Genomic DNA, 16,371 nt, shown 5'->3' on the forward strand with positions numbered 1-16,371 from the left:
GGAATTCGGGGGTAACCGGCAGAAGCCGGATCGCTTAGACTTGGTTGAAAGCCTTGTGGGTCGAAAGCCGTGCCTTGGTCGAGGGGCGCGCGGCTTTCCCGAAGGGACGCATCATCACGATGGCCGAACGATATCACGACAGACCGTTTCCTTCCGATGACTATGGTCGCGGCGGCGATCAGCATGGAAAGGCGGAAAACGATCCGTTGGCCGAACTCGCCCGCCTGATTGGCCAGACCGATCCGTTCGCAGCACAGGGGCGACCCGGCGCCCACTCGCCGACACCACCCGCGCCTTCGCAGGGCTATCGGGACGACTATAGCCAGGACGATTATCAGCAGGACTATGCCGAGCCGGCCGCGCCGCCTCCGCCCGGGCCGCCGTCATGGATGCGCCGCGCCAATGTGCAGCCGCAGCCGGCACCCGCGCCGGAGCCGGACTATCCCGTTTCTGTCAGTCCGGTTCATCCGTTGCATCGCTATTCCGCTCAGCCGGCCGCGCCTGAGCCTGATTTTCATCAGCCGCAGGCCTATCAGGATCACGCTTACCAGGATCAGGCTTATCAGGCTCAAGCCTATCAGCAGGACCAGGCCTACCAGGAGCCGCATCAGCAGCCCGATCCGTCGCGCTACGACGATGCGCTCTATGGCCGCCTGGAGACGGGCGAGCAGGACTACCAGCGCGATCCGGCCTATCCGGACGATCCTTACGCGTTCCAGAGCGACTATCCCGAGGCCGACCTCGACGAGCCGAAGAAGCAGCGCGGCGGCATGATGACTGTCGCGGCCATCCTCGCGCTTGCGGTGGTCGGCACCGGCGCGGCCTTCGCCTACAAGACCTATGTGGGCTCGCCCCGCAGCGGCGAGCCGCCGATCATCAAGGCCGACAACACCCCGACCAAGATCGTGCCGGCGCCGACGGATTCCTCGGCCAAGGTGCCGGATCGCATGGTTACGGGCGACGGCACCGAGAAGATCGTGCCGCGCGAGGAGGCGCCTGTCGACGTCAACGCCAAGGCAGGCGGTCCCCGCGTGGTGTTCCCGCCGCTGAATCCGAATGCGAATCCGCCGCCGGTGGCGAGCGTGTCGCCGTCCACGGCGCCGCCGCTGAGCGCAGGTCCGATCCCGAGCAACGGAACGCTGCCGAACAATTCGCCGCGCCCGATCAGGACCGTGGCCGTGAAGGGTGATCAGACCGACAGCGCCACGCCGCAATCGGCCGCTGCCAAGCCGGCAGTAGCCGCGCCGAAGTCTGTTGCTGCGCCGGCCGCGCCGCGTAATCCGCCAACCTCGGCCAATGCCAGCGCCAACCAGCCGATGTCGCTGGCGCCGCAATCGGTACCGGCGGCCGAGCCGCCGCAGCGGATGGCTGCGACCAATCCGACGCAAATTGCACCCGCGAGCAGTGGTGGTGGCGGCTTCATCGTCCAGGTCTCCTCGCAGCAGACCGAGGACAGCGCGCACGCCTCCTACCGGGTGCTTCAGAGCAAGTACGGCAGCGTTCTTGGATCGCGCGCGCCGGTGATCAAGCGGGTCGATCTCACCGACAAGGGCAAGGGGATCGTCTACCGCGCGTTCGCTGGTCCCTATGCGTCGGCCGAAGAAGCGACGCAGGCCTGCAACAGCCTGAAGTCTGCCGGCTTGCCGACCTGCTTCATCCAGAGGAATTAACGGCCGTTTCCTTGACCCCCTCGCGGGGCAGGGTTAATCGGCCGTTATGAGCACGCGGGCCTTCATTACCGGCGTATCCGGAACCGAACTGACCGCCGCCGAGCGGGAGTTCATCCGTGCCGAGCGCCCATGGGGCTTCATCCTCTTCAAGCGCAATGTCGCGACGCCGGCGCAAGTTGCTGCGCTCGTTGCGGAATTGCGCTCGGTGGCGAATGCTCCCGACGCGCCCGTGCTGATCGATCAGGAGGGCGGACGGGTGCAGCGGCTCGGCCAGCCGCACTGGCCGGTCTATCCGCCGGGGGCCGTATTCGCGACCTTGTACGACACTGATTCGGCGCTCGGGCTCACCGCGGCGCGGCTCAGCGCCCGGCTGATCGCGGCCGATCTCGCCGATCTCGGCATTACCGTGGATTGCTTGCCGCTGGCTGACGTGCCGGTCGAGGGCGCCGACGCCGTGATCGGGAACCGGGCCTACGGCACCTCGCCGGCCAAGGTCGCAGCGATCGCCCGCGCGGTCACCGAGGGGCTGGAGCAGGGCGGCGTACTGCCTGTCCTCAAGCATATCCCCGGCCATGGCCGCGCCACCGCTGACACCCATTTCAAGCTGCCAACGGTCGATACGCCCCGGGACGAACTGGAACGGACCGATTTCGCCGCGTTCAAGCCGCTCGCGGATCTGCCGATGGCCATGACTGCACATGTTGTGTTTAGCGCGGTCGACCCCGCCCATCCGGCGACGACATCTGCGACAATGATTGCTCAGGTGATTCGCGGCGCAATCGGGTTCCAGGGTTTGTTAATGAGTGATGACGTGTCGATGAACGCGCTGGCAGGAAGCATCGCCGAGCGGACCCGCGCCATCTTCGCGGCCGGCTGCGACGTGGCCCTGCATTGCAACGGCAACATCGATGAAATGCGCGAGGTCGCCAGTCAGACGCCGGAACTGTCCGGCAAGGCGCTGGCGCGGGCGACAGCCGCGCTCGCCGCGCGCAAGCCGCCGCAGCCGTTCGATCGGGCGGCCGCACGCGCTGAACTGGACGCATTGATCGCACGGGCAAACACGGCATCCGCATGACCGCAGAAATCCTATCGTTTGAAACCGGGCGGCCCGCAGAGCTCGCCGAGGGTGAGCCGGCGTTGGTTGTGGACGTCGAGGGCTATGAAGGCCCGCTCGATCTGCTACTCGCGCTGGCGCGGCAGCAGAAGGTCGATCTCGCCAAGATCTCGATCCTGGCACTGGCCGACCAATATCTCCACTTCATCGAAGCCGCGCGAAAAATCCGGCTGGAGCTTGCTGCCGACTATCTGGTCATGGCCGCCTGGCTCGCCTTCCTGAAATCGCGCCTGCTGCTGCCGGAGCCGCCGAGTGCGGAAGGGCCGAGTGCCGAACAGATGGCGACCGCGCTCGCCAATCGCCTGCGTCGTCTGGAAGCCATTCGCGAAGCCGCCAACCGGCTGATGAACCGGCCGCAATTGCAGCGCGACATCTTCCCGCGCGGCGAGCCCGAGCAGATCGCCGAGATCAAGCATCCCAAATACACCGCAACGCTCTACGACCTGCTCACGGCCTATGCCTCGCAGCGGCAGTCGCGCGTGCTGGCGAGCGTGCATCTGGCCAAGCGCACGGTGTGGTCGCTTGCGGAAGCGCGCGCCACGTTGGAGCGGCTGGTCGGCAGCATCACCGAGCAGGACGACTGGGGCGTTCTCGACGACTTCCTGATCCGGCACGTCGCCGATCCCACGCAGCGCGCGACGGTGTTCGCATCGAGCTTCGCCGCCGCGCTCGAGCTGGTGCGCGAAGGTCAGCTCGAGCTGAATCAGAAAGAGGCGTTTGCGCCGATCTATTTCCGGAAAGGGCGCCACAAACCGGTTCCGGACGCAGCTCCTGCGCCCGACGCGCCGGTCGCTTAAGTGCAAGAAGGAGAATCTGCCATGGCAAGCCTGGCTGAAGTGCGGGTAGAAGAGGCCGAGCCGATGGAGAACGAGACCCAGGCACGTCCCGAAGAGCTACGGCTGCTGGAAGCGCTGCTGTTCGCTTCGACCGAGCCGCTGGATACCGCGACGCTGGCCAAGCGCATGCCTGACGGCGTGGACGTCAAGGCCGCGCTCGAGCAGCTCCAGGCCGACTACGCCTCGCGCGGCGTCAATCTCGTGCGGGTCGCCAACAAATGGACCTTCCGCACCGCCGGCGATCTCGCTTGGCTGATGACGCGCGAGAGCACCGAGACCCGGCGCCTGTCGCGCGCGGCGATCGAGGTGCTGGCGATCATCGCCTATCACCAGCCGGTGACGCGCGCCGAGATCGAGGAGATCCGCGGCGTCGTCACCTCGAAGGGCACGCTCGACGTGCTGCTGGAGACCGGCTGGATCAAGCCGCGCGGCCGTCGCAAGACGCCCGGCCGTCCGCTCACCTTCGGAACCACCGAGGACTTCCTGTCGCAGTTCACCCTGGAACAGCTCGGCGATTTGCCGGGCCTGGAAGAGCTGAAGGGCACGGGCCTCTTGGATTCGCGCCTGCCGACGGGCTTCAGCGTGCCGACGCCGTCCGATGATCCGGCGCTGCGTGAGGACGAGGATCCGCTGGAACCGGGCGAGGACCTCGACCTGGCGCTCGCGCCGGCGGTCGAGCCCGAGGCGCCGGAAGGCGGCAATGAGGGCGGCGGCGAAGGTGGCAGCGAGGGCGGCGCCGAGGACTGACGTACCGTCCGTTTGCGGGCCCTGCGACAGGTTAACACTAGCAAGATTACGTAGCGCCAACAGCGAATTGGCGCTGCCTTGGTCCTTGTTTTTGACACCCGCCAAGCCTAGGTTTCGGTGAAGATCGGCCGGGTCCCCGGCCATGCGCGTTTGGAGGGTTGCAGGATGGGTTCACTCAGCATTTGGCACTGGATCTTGGTGATCGCAGTGGTCCTGCTGCTGTTCGGCCGCGGCAAGATTTCGGATCTGATGGGCGACGTGGCGCAGGGCATCAAGGCGTTCAAGAAGGGCATGCAGGACGACGACAAGCCTGCCGAGAAGCCCGAGCCGGCCAAGTCCATCGAGCACAACGCCGCGCCGACCGCGGCCCGGTCCGACGTCGGCAGCAAGGCCGTCTGAGCCAGAGAGCACGCGAGACGCGGGTAGCGGCCCCGATCCTGCGCGCAAGGGATTGGGCCGGTTGCGGCTTCGCGTGAACGGAAGACCTCATGTTCGACATCGGGTGGAGTGAACTGGTCCTCATCGGGGTCGTGGCCCTGATCGCCATCGGCCCGAAAGAGCTGCCGGGCGTGCTGCGCATGGTCGGACAGTGGATGGGCAAGGCCCGCAAGATGGCCGCCGAATTCCAGGGTCAGTTCCAGGAGGCGATGCGCGAGGCCGAGATGGCCGACCTCAAGAAGAGCTTTGACGAGGTCAAGGAAGCCGCCACCGGCTTCAATCCGCTGACCTCGCTGCAGAAGGACGTCAGCGACGCGCTTCGCGTCGATGCGCTGGACAAGCCGGCCGAGACGCCGGCTCCCGCCGCTGTCGAACCGCCGGCGACTTCAAGTGACGCGCCTGTCACACCAACGACTCCGGAAGCGCCGACGCCCGCGACCTTCGTGGAAGCCGAGGCGCATGCGGCGGTGGACGAGCCGCTCGCCATCACGCGTGAAGTCGAGCAGGCAAAGGTCGCGCAGGACGCCGCGCCATCCGAACCGATCAAGGACGCCAAAGCGTCATGACCGACGCCGATATCGAAGCCAGCAAAGCCCCTCTGATGGACCACCTGATCGAGCTGCGCTCGCGGCTGATCAAGGCGCTGCTCGGCTTTGGCGTGGCCTTCATCTTCTGCTTCTTCTTCGCCAAGCAGATCTACAACGTGCTGGTCTGGCCGTTCGTGTGGGTCGCAGGGCCCGAGAACTCCAAGTTCATCTACACGGCGCTGCTGGAATATTTCATCACGCAGCTCAAGCTTGCGCTGTTCGGCGCCGGCTTCATCTCGTTTCCGATCGTTGCGACGCAGATCTACAAGTTCGTTGCGCCCGGGCTCTACAAGCATGAGAAGCAGGCTTTCCTGCCGTATCTGGTCGCGACCCCGTTCTTCTTCGTGCTGGGCGCGGCGCTGGTCTATTTCGTCGTGCTGCCGATGCTGGTGCGCTTCTCGCTCGGCATGCAGCAGGCCGGCAGCGACGAGACCGCGCAGATCCAGCTCCTGCCCAAGGTCGGCGAATATCTGTCGCTGATGATGTCGCTGATCTTCGCCTTCGGCATCGCCTTCCAGCTCCCGGTGATCCTGACGCTGCTCGGCCGCATCGGCATCGTCACGTCGAAAATGCTGCGCGAGAAGCGCCGCTATTTCATCGTGATCGCCTTCGTGATCGCAGCCGTGCTGACGCCGCCCGACGTGCTCAGCCAGTGCTCGCTCGCGATCCCCTTGCTGGCGCTCTATGAAGGCTCGATCATCGCGGTGGGGATGGTGGAGAAGAAGGCGGCGGCCTCGTCGCAGGCGACCGGCACCGACGTGTCGACGCCGGCGAAACCGGCGGAGTAGGGGCTTCACCCTCCCGTGTCATCCCCGCGAAGGCGGGGAATCGAGTACGCCGCGGCCTCTCGGGGAATCACTGACGTCTCTGGAATACTGGATCGCCCGCTTTCGCGGGCGATGACAGAGTGCTAGGAGACGCATCGATGCAAATCGTTGACATACAACGTTGACTGTTCGCGCGCTTCCCCAGGACCACGGCCATGCACGACATCAAATCGATCCGCGACAATCCGCAAGCCTTCGACGCCGGTCTCGCCCGGCGGGGCCTGAAGCCGTTGTCGGCGTCGCTGCTGGCGATCGACGAGAAGCGGCGGGCGGCGATCCTGGCCTCGGAGCAGGCGCAGGCGCGGCGCAATGCGGCCTCCAAGGAAATCGGCGACGCCAAGAAGGCGAAGGACGAGGCGCGCGCGGCCAAGCTGATGGCCGAGGTCGCCGAGCTCAAGACCACGATGCCGGAGCTCGAGGCGGCCGCGAAGGCTGCCGACGAGGAGCTGACCAGAGAGCTGTCCGCAATCCCGAACATTCCGTTCGACGACGTGCCTGATGGTGTCGACGAGCACGGCAACGTGCAGCACCATGTGTTCGGCAACAAGCGCAACTACAGCTTCGCGCCGAAGCTGCATGACGATCTCGGCACCGCGCTCGGCTACATGGATTTCGAGGCGGCGGCCAAACTCTCCGGCGCGCGCTTCGTCGTGCTGAAGAAGGGGCTGGCGCGGCTCGAACGCGCGATCGGCCAGTTCATGCTCGATCTGCACACGACCGAGCACGGCTATACCGAGATCAACCCACCGCTGCTGGTGCGCAACGAGGTGATGTTCGGCACCGGACAATTGCCGAAATTCGAGGACGATCAGTTCTGGGCGATCAAGGGCGAGCTGCTCGCCTCGCCAGACCATGAGCGGCTGAAGACCGAGCGCCTCGGCCTCATCCCGACGGCGGAAGTGTCGCTCACCAACCTCGCGCGCGAATCCATCCTCGACGAGAAGCAATTGCCGATGCGGCTCACCGCGCTGACGCCGTGCTTCCGCGCCGAGGCGGGCGCGGCCGGGCGCGACACGCGCGGCATGATCCGCCAGCACCAGTTCACCAAGGTCGAGCTGGTCTCGATCACGACGCCCGAGACCAGCAAGGACGAGCTGGAGCGTATGCTGTCCTGTGCCGAGCAGGTGTTGCAGAAGCTCGACCTGCATTATCGCGTGATGACGCTCTGTGCAGGAGATATGGGTTTCTCGTCGCAAAAAACCTATGACATCGAGGTCTGGATGCCCGGGCAGGGCGATGGCGGCATGTTCCGCGAGATCTCGAGCTGCTCGGTCTGCGGCGACTTCCAGGCCCGCCGCATGGATGCGCGCTCGCGCGGTCCCGACGGCAAGCCGCGCTTCGTGCACACGCTGAACGGCTCCGGCACCGCGGTCGGCCGCGCGCTGATCGCCGTGATGGAAACCTATCAGCAGGAGGACGGTTCGATCGCGGTCCCCAGCGTGCTCCAGCCCTATATGGGCGGGTTGAAGGTGGTCGCGCGCGAGTAGGGTTGCGAAGATCGGGCGGCTGGCTATCCTGCCGTCCCGTCAACGCGAACCTACCGCTCATGGCCTTGCATCGCGACATCTTCTGGGTCGGCAGACAATGGGCGGTGACAGGCGCCGGTATCCAGGCCGTCGACCAGCGTTTGCGCGGTGTGCTCGACATCGAGATCGCGCGGCTCTGGGACGACGATCTCGTGCAGAGCCGGCGGGCCAAGCCTGGTGTGAATGCCGTTGATTTCGACAAGGCGCTGACGGTCGCGCGCGAACGCTTTCCGCAGACACCCGACCCCATCGTTGCGCAGCTGGAGGCGCTCGGCGTGGTCGAGGCGCCCGTCGCAAGGCCGGTCCCGCGGGCGATGCAGCTGCGTGTCGAAGGCCGGCTGGCGCGCTTCCTGCCGCAATGGCGCGTCCGCCGGTAACGGGACCAGGCCCTGGAACCGGGCCGGCGCCGAAATTGGCCCGGTTTGCCTGATCGGCCGTTGCCGGATAAGACGGCTCAGAACCCCGCTTCAGGAATCGACCTCTCGCATGCGTATTCTCTGCACCAATGACGATGGCATCCACGCTCCCGGCCTCAAGGTCGTGGAGGAGATCGCGCGTGCATTGTCCGACGACGTCTGGGTGGTGGCGCCCGAGCTCGACCAGTCCGGCGTGTCGCATTCGCTGTCGCTGAACGATCCGTTGCGCCTGCGCGAGGTCGGTCCGCGGCACTTTGCCGTGCGCGGCACCCCGACCGACTGCGTCATCATGGGCGCGCGGCATATTCTGGGCAGCCAGCCGCCAGATGTCGTGCTGTCCGGCGTCAACAAGGGCCGCAACGTCGCCGAGGACGTGGTCTATTCCGGCACCATCGCCGGGGCGCTGGAAGGCACCATCCTCGGGCTGCCGTCGTTCGCGCTGTCGCAGGAGTTCAGCATCGAGACCCGCGAACGGCCGCCGTGGGACACCGCGCGCAAATTCGGTCCCGACATCCTGCGCAAGGTGATCAAAGCAGGCATCCCGAAGGACACCGTCATCAACGTCAACTTCCCGTCCTGCGCGCCAGAGGATGTGCTCGGCATTCGCGTCACGCGGCAGGGCAAGCGCAATCTCGGCTTCCTCAGGATCGACGAGCGCAGGGACGGCCGCAACAACCCCTATTTCTGGATCGGCTTCGAGCGCGCGGCGATGATGGATACGCCGGCCGACGGCACCGATCTCGCCGCGCTGCGCGATCGCTATGTCTCGGTCACGCCGCTCAGGCTCGATCGCACCAACGAAGCGTTCTCGGAAGAGCTGAGCGCGACGTTGAAGTAGCTAGCCGCCGCGGAGGGCGGCTTCGATGGTCTTGCCGAGCGCGTCGAGCTGGAACGGCTTCTGCAGCGCCGGCCGGTCGCGATACTGCTCGGGCAGGCCCGAGGAGCCGTAGCCGGTGGCGAAGATGAAGGGACAGCCCTTCGCCTTGATCACATCGGCGACCGGCGAGATGACCTTGCCGTTGACGTTGACGTCGAGGATGGCGATGTCGAACTCGGTCGCCTGGGCGAGCCGCATGGCTTCGGTGATATCTCCGGCTTCGGCTGCGACCTTGTAACCGAGCTCTTCGAGCATGTCCGCGACCATCATTCTGATCATCACCTCGTCCTCGACGAGGAATACAGAGCGGCCCGGAAGCCCTGTCGCGGTCATTGTCGGTGAGTCCTTGCCCATTTGCGAAAACGTTCGCAGATAACGCGAATCGACGCAATGCGCGTTTCGGCGAACGAGCGCCCGAAAATGGCCCTTGCGGCCACACCGCTGCAGGCCAATTTGTGGTCAAATACTGCAGCAAAAGGCTATCATGGGTTCCTGGGCAGGAACAAGATTCTCGCCCGGGCCTTGAGCTCAGCAAGCGACGATCCCGACCTGACGAGACGATACAAGCAGCGATGACTTCCAATCAGCGTCCGCCGGAAAAGATGATGTTTCAGCTCACGCTGAGGCGTCGGGGCATCAGCGACCAGGCGGTGCTGAGGACCATGGAGGAGGTGCCGCGCGAGCTTTTCGTCGATGAGGCCGATCGCGAGGGGGCCTATCGCGATAGCGCGCTGCCGATCGCGTGCGGGCAGACCATCAGCCAGCCCTTCGTCGTCGCCTACATGACCGAGCAGCTCCAGCTCCAGAAGCAGCATCGTGTGCTCGAGATCGGCGCCGGCTCCGGCTATCAGGCCGCGGTGTTGTCGCGGCTCGCAGGCCAGGTGCTGACCGTCGAGCGCTATCGCAAGCTGGCCGATGCCGCACGCGCCAGGCTCGAAAAGCTCGATTGTCACAATGTCGAGGTGATGCTCGGCGATGGGCTCAACCTGCCACCCAATATCGGGCCGTTCGACCGCATCATCGTCACCGCGGCGATGGAGCAGATTCCGGAGAACCTGATCGAGCGGCTCGAGGTCGGCGGCATCCTGATCGCCCCGGTCGGGCCGCATCACGGCGTGCAGACGCTGATCCGACTGACCCGGAACGAAGCCGGGATCGAGCGCAAGGAACTCGTCGAGGTCCGCTTCGTGCCGGCACTGCCCGGTGTGGCGCGGGAGCTGTAGAATTCCGGATTGGCTGTTCCGCCAACATCTTATTGGGAGGGTTAAGCCGTTATTTACTCGGCGCGTGTTTACTTAAAATACCAGTTCTGTTGCGTACGAGTGAGTAACCATGTCTGTCGTCGTCGAGTTGCTTTACTCGCGCCGCGTGCCGCAGGTCGCGGTGCTGGCGCTGATCTCCTTCAGCTTCGCAGGGTGCAGCGCCGATATGTCGTCGCGGCTGTCCCAGTCGAATTTCTCCAACCCCTTCGCGTCCGATCAGACCGGTTCGGTGCAGCAGGCGCCGCCGCAGCAGCCGCGTGAGCTGCCGCAATATGCGCGGCCGCAGACGCAGCCCGGTTACTATCAGTCGCAGCCCTTGCCCCCGCCCGCGGTGGCTGCACCGCAATCCTATCCGGTCGCGGCGGGCGGCGGCGTGTCCGGAGGCGGCCGCGGCGTCGGCACCTACGCGCCCCCGGCGCAGCCGCATCTAGAGACCACGGCCACAGTGCCGCCGCGCTCGGTCGCGGCCGCCCAGCCGGCCGGCGGCACCAAGATCATCGTCGGCACCAGCGACACGCTCGATGTGCTGGCCAAGCGCTATCACGTCACGCCGCAGGCGATCCTCGCCGCCAACGGCTACAAGGGACCGCGCGCGCTGTCGCCCGGCCAGCAGCTGATCATTCCGCATCCGGCCACGGCCGCTGCGCCCGCGGCGGCGCCTGTCGCCGCGGCTCCGGCGATGGCGCCTGCCGGCAAGCCGGTTGCGGCCGTCGCTGCGCCTCCGAGCACTCATTTCGTCAATCGCGGCGATACGCTCGCCAGCATCGCCCGCAAGAACCATATCTCGGCGGCCGAGCTCGCCCGCGCCAACGGCCTCGAGCCCTCGGCCAAGCTCAAGCTCGGCACCAAGCTGACCGTGCCCGGCGCGAAGACGGCTGCGGTGGCGGCCCCGGTTGCCGCGGCTCCCGTCGCAGCGGCCCCGGTTGCGGGAACGCTGCAGCCCGTTGCGGCGGCTCCGGCACCGGCTCCCGCCACCAAGATGGCGGCCGTCGCGCCCGCGCAGAGTGCCCGCCTGGCGCAGGCCACGACCAATGTTGAAGAGAAGCCCGCCGAGGCACCGGCGAAGGCTGCCGAGGCCACCGGCGCGCTGCCGACCTTCCGCTGGCCGGTGCGCGGCAAGGTGGTCACGACCTACGGCGCCAAGACCAACGGCAAGTCCAACGACGGCATCAATCTCGCGGTGCCCGAGGGAACGCCAGTCAAGGCGGCTGAAGACGGCGTCGTCGCCTATTCCGGCAACGAGCTGAAGGGTTACGGCAATCTGGTCCTGGTTCGGCACTCCAACGGCTACGTCACCGCATATGCCCATGCGAGTGAGCTGTTGGTGAAGCGCGGCGATACCATCAAGCGCGGTCAGGTCATTGCCAAGTCGGGTCAATCCGGTGAGGTGGCGTCGCCGCAGCTCCACTTCGAGATCCGCAAGGGATCGAGCCCGGTTGACCCGCTTCAATTCCTGAATGGGGCGTGAGGCGCGGGCCCAAGAAGTCGGACGCGCAATCACCACGAATATGCTGCCATCGCCCGCCTTGTGCGCATTGCGCAACTAGAGCGGGCGATCCACTATTTCGAGAGGCGGCGGTCGCCAAGCCGAGAAGTTCCTCGAACCATGGCGTACAGAGACTTTTGCGACCGGAAAATCAAATTTCGAAAAACAACCCCATGCAAAGTAGCCGATGGCTGTCGGTGCGATCTTCTAGTGTTTTGAGTCTGCTTCGGTTTCGACGGCGCAACGGACATAGCTGGGCTTGCCAGCGACCCGGCGGCGTGAAAGACCCAACCCGCAACCCTTGATCTAGATCAACCTGAAAGAGTGGCGTTCCGTTTCCGTAGCGGTGCAAACCAATGATGCACGGGGCCGGAGATCGGGCATGAAGCTGGCTGATACGGCATCGTCGCCTGATCCCGGACAATCGTTCCAGCATCCAGCAGGTGAGGGGATGCTGTACGTGCCGGGCGGCACGTTTCGCATGGGTTCGGATCGGCACTATCCGGAGGAAGCGCCGGTCCACCGCGTCACCGTGGATGCGTTCTGGATGGATCGCCATCCAGTGACGAACCGGCAATTCAAGGCATTCGCCAGAGCTACCGGCCACGTCACCGTTGCCGAGATCACGCCCGATCCAAAGGATTACCCCGGAATTCTCCCGCATATGATCTACGCGGGTTCGCTGATGTTCTCTCCGCCCGCGTATCCCGTCAGTCTCCGGGACTTCAGCCAGTGGTGGACCTTCGCCAAAGGCGCGGACTGGCGGCATCCCTACGGGCCGGGCAGCGACATCCGTGGGCTGGACGATCATCCCGTCGTACATGTGGCGTTCAGCGACGTGATCGCCTACGCAAGATGGGCCGGCAAGGATTTGCCGACCGAGGCGGAATGGGAATTCGCGGCGCGCGGCGGGCTGGACGGCGCCGAGTTCGCATGGGGAGATGAATTTACACCCGAGGGCCGTCACATGGCCAACACCTGGCAGGGCGAATTTCCACGCCAGAACACTGGGGACGACGGGTACGAACGGACATCGCCGGTCACCGCATTTCCGCCGAACGGATACGGACTGTACGATATGATCGGCAACGTCTGGGAGTGGACGTCCGATTGGTACTCGCCTCGGCATGAGGCCGACGCTGCAAAAGCCTGCTGCATTCCAGAGAACCCGCGCGGCGGCCGCGAGGCCGATAGCTACGACCCCAGAACGACCAACATCAAGATTCCACGCAAGGTCATCAAAGGCGGCTCGCATTTATGCGCGCCGAACTACTGCCGGCGCTACCGGCCGGCTGCGCGGCATGCGGAGCCGGTCGACACATCCACGAGTCATCTAGGATTTCGGTGCATCAGACGAGGTGTCTCTAACGCATCATAACGGGAGTGCAATGCCATGTTGAATTGCATATTCAACGACAAGCTTTCGGTTGCAACGCCGCGCAAGACGCAAAGCTGGATCAAGCGGTCCTGTCTAGCGCTGCTCAGTGCGACGATGATAATTCCATCCTCAGCGTTGATCAGCACTCCGGTAGTCGCCCAAGCGCAAAAACCAAACATCCTCTTCATCATGGGCGACGACATCGGCTGGATGCAGCCGAGCATCTACCACCGCGGATTGATGGTCGGGGAAACGCCCAATATCGATCGCATCGGCAACGAGGGTGCGATGTTCACGCACTATTACGCGGAGCAGAGTTGCACGGCCGGGCGTACGGCCTTCCTCACCGGCATGCAGCCGGTTCGTGTCGGTATGACCTTGCCAGAGATTCCCGGTAGTCCATCCTATCTGCGGCCCGGGACGCCGTCGCTTGCCAGGTTCCTGCTCGATCTCGGCTACAACACTGGGGAGTTCGGTAAAAACCATCTCGGCGACCACACCGACTCGCTGCCAACTGCGCATGGTTTCCAGGAGTACTGGGGCTACCTGTATCACCTCGATGCGATGCAGGGGGTGAGCTTCCCCGACATCAACAAGAGCCCGGCCCAGCAGACCGTCGCGCCGCCATGCAAGAACACGCCGATCCCCGGCGTACCTGAGGTTCCCGGCGCGGTGGACCCCAAGACCACGGTCTGCCTGACGCCACCGCGTCCAATGCTCGCGTGTAAGTCTTCAGATGGCACCGCCAAGAACATGACATGCAAGGACGAGGGCCCGCTGACGCTCGATCGATCGAAGGGTATCGACGAGGAAATCTCGGCCAAGGTCGTCGACTTCCTCGATCGCAACGACCCACGCCGCACCAACAAGCCGTTCTTCGTCTGGTACAATCCGGCGCGCATGCACATCACGACCGTGCTGTCGGACAAGTACCTGGCGATGGTGGGCGAGCCCGGCGGCAAGGATTGGGGTATCAATGAAGCCGGCATGAAGCAGATGGATGACAACATCGGCGTGGTGCTGAAGAAGCTCGGAGACATGGGCCAACTCGACAACACGATCGTCGTCTTCACCACCGACAACGGCGCCGAGACAATCACCTTTCCGGACGGCGGCGTCACGCCGTTCAAGGGCGGTAAGTTGAGCACTTGGGAGGGCGGCATGCGCGCCCCGATGGTGATCCGGTGGCCAGGCGTCATCAAGCCCGGCACGGTGAAGAACGAAATGTTTTCCGCCCTTGACTGGCTTCCGACTCTCGTCGAGATCGCCGGCGGGCCCAAAGGCGACGCACTGAAGCAACGGATCGAGGCCGGCGAGTATCCCGGCATCGTCAAGACCACGCTCGACGGCATCAACCAGATCGACTACCTGAGCGGCAAGTCAGAGAAGTCGGCACGCGACCACTTCTTGTACTACTCCAGCAAGGATCCGTCGGCGGTCCGCTACAAGAACTGGAAGATGTATTTCGCAATGGTGTCCGACGACCCGGCCGGCTTCGTTAACGGAGTGCGGCCCTACTCCTGGACCCAGGTCGTCAACATCAAGCGCGATCCCTTCGAGACCTCGGTGGGTCAGCAACAGAAGACGCTCTTCGGTATGGGCGGGGCGATTGCTTCTCCATCGACGGCCTATGTCTATGACTGGAACTTGCTGCCCATCGGCCAGCAGCTTTGGCTGATGCACCTCGAGACCTTCATCAAGTTCCCGCCGCTGCAGGACCCGGCCAGCTACAACCTGGAACAGGTCATGCAGCAAGTTAAGAATATGAAGACGGCAGGCCGCAGCGACTAGTGGCTCGATACTGCATTGGCGGGCGTCACTTCGGCACCCGCCAATTCATTGCGGTCAGAATCCAGTTTCTCACGAAGCAGCATATCGGCAAGCGCGCGACGAATAGCAGCGACACTAGCCTCGCGCGCACCTTCAATGTTGACCGGTAAGGCCCGCACAATCGAAGCGGATCGGCAATGAAACAGATCATGCGATTTCCGCGCCTTGACCGTCGCGCGCTGCTCTCGTCTCTGGCGATGCTTCCGTTTCTATCTGCGGCCCTGCGTTCCACGTCCGCCATGGCCCAGACGCAAGCCGGTCCTCTGCCATCTTGGAATGAAGGCCCGACGAAAGCTTCGATCGTCGACTTCGTCGCACGGGTCACGGAGGTTGGCGGGCCCTATTTCGTACCGCCCGATCAACGCATCGCGACCTTCGACAACGATGGGACGCTTTGGATCGAGCAGCCAATGTATGTGCAGCTCGCTTTTGTGTTGGAGCGCGTGAAGGTTCTTGCGCCCATGCATCCGGAATGGAAGGACAAGCAGCCCTTCGCGGCAGTGCTGAACGGGGACCTGAAGGCGCTCGCAGCTTTTGGAGAAAAGGGCGTGGCCGAGCTGGTGGCGGTGACTCACGCCGGTATGACGACAGCGGAGTTTGAGAAGATCGTCACAGATTGGCTTGCGACCGCGCGTGATGCTCGCTTCAAACGCTCCTACACCGAACTCGTGTATCAGCCTATGCTCGAATTGCTCGCTTACCTCCGCGCCAACGGCTTCAAGACCTTCATCGTGTCAGGCGGGGGCATCGAATTCATGCGGCCATGGACCGAGACGATTTATGGAGTGCCTCCCGAGCAGGTCGTCGGATCGTCAATCAAGACCCGCTATGAAATGCGCGACAGCACGCCGGTTCTGTTTCGCTTGCCGGAGGTTGATTTCATCGACGACAAGGCCGGCAAGCCGATCGGGATCAATGGCCACATTGGCCGGCGCCCGATCGCCGCCTTCGGCAACTCCGATGGCGACCTCGAAATGTTGCAATGGGCGACGCTCGGCGCCAGCGGCGCGCGGTTCGGCCTGATCGTCCACCATACCGATGCGGAACGTGAATATGCCTACGATCGCCAGTCGCATTTCGGCAAGCTCGATGTCGCTCTCGATGCTGCAGCGCTGAACAGGTGGACCGTTGTGGACATGAAGAGGGACTGGAAGAGGATCTTTTCGTTTGATTAGAGGCGAGATCGTCGGGCTCCTGGCCGCGTGAATGCGGTGCGAATCAACCATCACGCTAAATGCACGCTATTGAGCAGAGCGCGCCAATTAAGTTTCAGGTTGTGGCCAATTCACAACGGACATGGGACCTGGAACATGGCTTACTTGCAGACCGGAGACGTAATTCGGATTCGTTCTGCCTCGAAATGGGCTTGGGCCTCAT

Annotated in this window: 16 protein-coding genes; 15 read left to right on the forward strand and 1 reads right to left on the reverse strand. The window is 64.3% G+C overall.

The window, feature by feature from the left end; genetic code table 11:
• Positions 1–119 precede the first annotated feature (119 nt).
• The 10 genes from JQ635_RS17600 (at position 120) to surE (ending at position 8,999) form a co-directional block, all read left to right on the forward strand.
• A complete protein-coding gene (locus tag JQ635_RS17600) occupies positions 120–1,670 on the forward strand; it encodes an SPOR domain-containing protein (RefSeq protein ID WP_211411099.1) in 1,551 nt (516 codons plus the stop codon).
• A gap of 46 nt (positions 1,671–1,716) precedes the next feature.
• Positions 1,717–2,745, forward strand: a complete 1,029-nt coding sequence (gene nagZ / locus JQ635_RS17605; RefSeq protein ID WP_211411100.1) for a beta-N-acetylhexosaminidase — start codon at positions 1,717–1,719, stop codon at positions 2,743–2,745.
• Complete coding sequence (locus tag JQ635_RS17610; RefSeq protein WP_080137487.1) at positions 2,742–3,581, forward strand: segregation and condensation protein A; 840 nt, start codon at positions 2,742–2,744, stop codon at positions 3,579–3,581. The genes nagZ and JQ635_RS17610 overlap by 4 nt, the downstream gene beginning before the upstream one ends.
• Before the next feature lie 21 nt (positions 3,582–3,602).
• On the forward strand, positions 3,603–4,367 hold the full coding sequence (scpB, locus tag JQ635_RS17615) for an SMC-Scp complex subunit ScpB (RefSeq protein WP_211411101.1): 765 nt from the start codon (positions 3,603–3,605) through the stop codon (positions 4,365–4,367).
• Positions 4,368–4,532: 165 nt separating this feature from the next.
• A complete protein-coding gene (locus tag JQ635_RS17620) occupies positions 4,533–4,766 on the forward strand; it encodes a twin-arginine translocase TatA/TatE family subunit (RefSeq protein WP_018642198.1) in 234 nt (77 codons plus the stop codon).
• An 89-nt stretch (positions 4,767–4,855) separates the two neighbouring features.
• Positions 4,856–5,371 carry a Sec-independent protein translocase protein TatB gene (gene tatB, locus JQ635_RS17625; protein ID WP_211411102.1) on the forward strand — a complete coding sequence of 172 codons (516 nt, stop codon included), beginning with the start codon at positions 4,856–4,858 and terminating at the stop codon, positions 5,369–5,371.
• A complete protein-coding gene (gene tatC, locus JQ635_RS17630; RefSeq protein WP_211411103.1) occupies positions 5,368–6,180 on the forward strand; it encodes a twin-arginine translocase subunit TatC in 813 nt (270 codons plus the stop codon). Before tatB ends, tatC begins: the two co-directional genes overlap by 4 nt.
• Before the next feature lie 194 nt (positions 6,181–6,374).
• Positions 6,375–7,706: a serine--tRNA ligase gene (serS, locus tag JQ635_RS17635; RefSeq protein ID WP_211411104.1), complete on the forward strand. Its 1,332-nt coding sequence runs from the start codon at positions 6,375–6,377 to the stop codon at positions 7,704–7,706.
• Between the two features lie 59 nt (positions 7,707–7,765).
• On the forward strand, positions 7,766–8,122 hold the full coding sequence (locus JQ635_RS17640; RefSeq protein ID WP_211411105.1) for a hypothetical protein: 357 nt from the start codon (positions 7,766–7,768) through the stop codon (positions 8,120–8,122).
• Positions 8,123–8,231: 109 nt separating this feature from the next.
• Positions 8,232–8,999, forward strand: coding sequence for a 5'/3'-nucleotidase SurE (gene surE, locus JQ635_RS17645; protein ID WP_211411106.1), 768 nt, complete (start codon positions 8,232–8,234; stop codon positions 8,997–8,999).
• On the opposite strand, the gene JQ635_RS17650 is transcribed toward surE, so the two are convergent.
• Complete coding sequence (locus JQ635_RS17650) at positions 9,000–9,371, reverse strand: response regulator (protein ID WP_063683327.1); 372 nt, start codon at positions 9,369–9,371, stop codon at positions 9,000–9,002.
• Between the two features lie 239 nt (positions 9,372–9,610).
• On the opposite strand from JQ635_RS17650, the gene JQ635_RS17655 reads away from it, so the two are divergent.
• From JQ635_RS17655 to JQ635_RS17675, 5 genes are all read left to right on the forward strand, one after another.
• The gene (locus JQ635_RS17655; protein WP_211411107.1) at positions 9,611–10,261 is read left to right on the forward strand and encodes a protein-L-isoaspartate(D-aspartate) O-methyltransferase; all 651 of its coding nucleotides are present in this window, start codon (positions 9,611–9,613) and stop codon (positions 10,259–10,261) included.
• Between the two features lie 109 nt (positions 10,262–10,370).
• Positions 10,371–11,768 carry a LysM peptidoglycan-binding domain-containing M23 family metallopeptidase gene (locus JQ635_RS17660; RefSeq protein ID WP_211411108.1) on the forward strand — a complete coding sequence of 466 codons (1,398 nt, stop codon included), beginning with the start codon at positions 10,371–10,373 and terminating at the stop codon, positions 11,766–11,768.
• Positions 11,769–12,168: 400 nt separating this feature from the next.
• Positions 12,169–13,164, forward strand: coding sequence for a formylglycine-generating enzyme family protein (locus tag JQ635_RS17665; protein ID WP_211411109.1), 996 nt, complete (start codon positions 12,169–12,171; stop codon positions 13,162–13,164).
• 114 nt (positions 13,165–13,278) lie between these two features.
• Positions 13,279–14,955 (forward strand): arylsulfatase, encoded by a 1,677-nt coding sequence (locus JQ635_RS17670; RefSeq protein WP_211411205.1) that lies wholly within the window; start codon positions 13,279–13,281, stop codon positions 14,953–14,955.
• Between the two features lie 176 nt (positions 14,956–15,131).
• Positions 15,132–16,169, forward strand: coding sequence for an HAD family hydrolase (locus JQ635_RS17675; RefSeq protein ID WP_211411110.1), 1,038 nt, complete (start codon positions 15,132–15,134; stop codon positions 16,167–16,169).
• Positions 16,170–16,371 lie beyond the last annotated feature (202 nt).

Source organism: Bradyrhizobium iriomotense (assembly GCF_018130765.1).
Lineage (GTDB): Bacteria > Pseudomonadota > Alphaproteobacteria > Rhizobiales > Xanthobacteraceae > Bradyrhizobium > Bradyrhizobium iriomotense_A.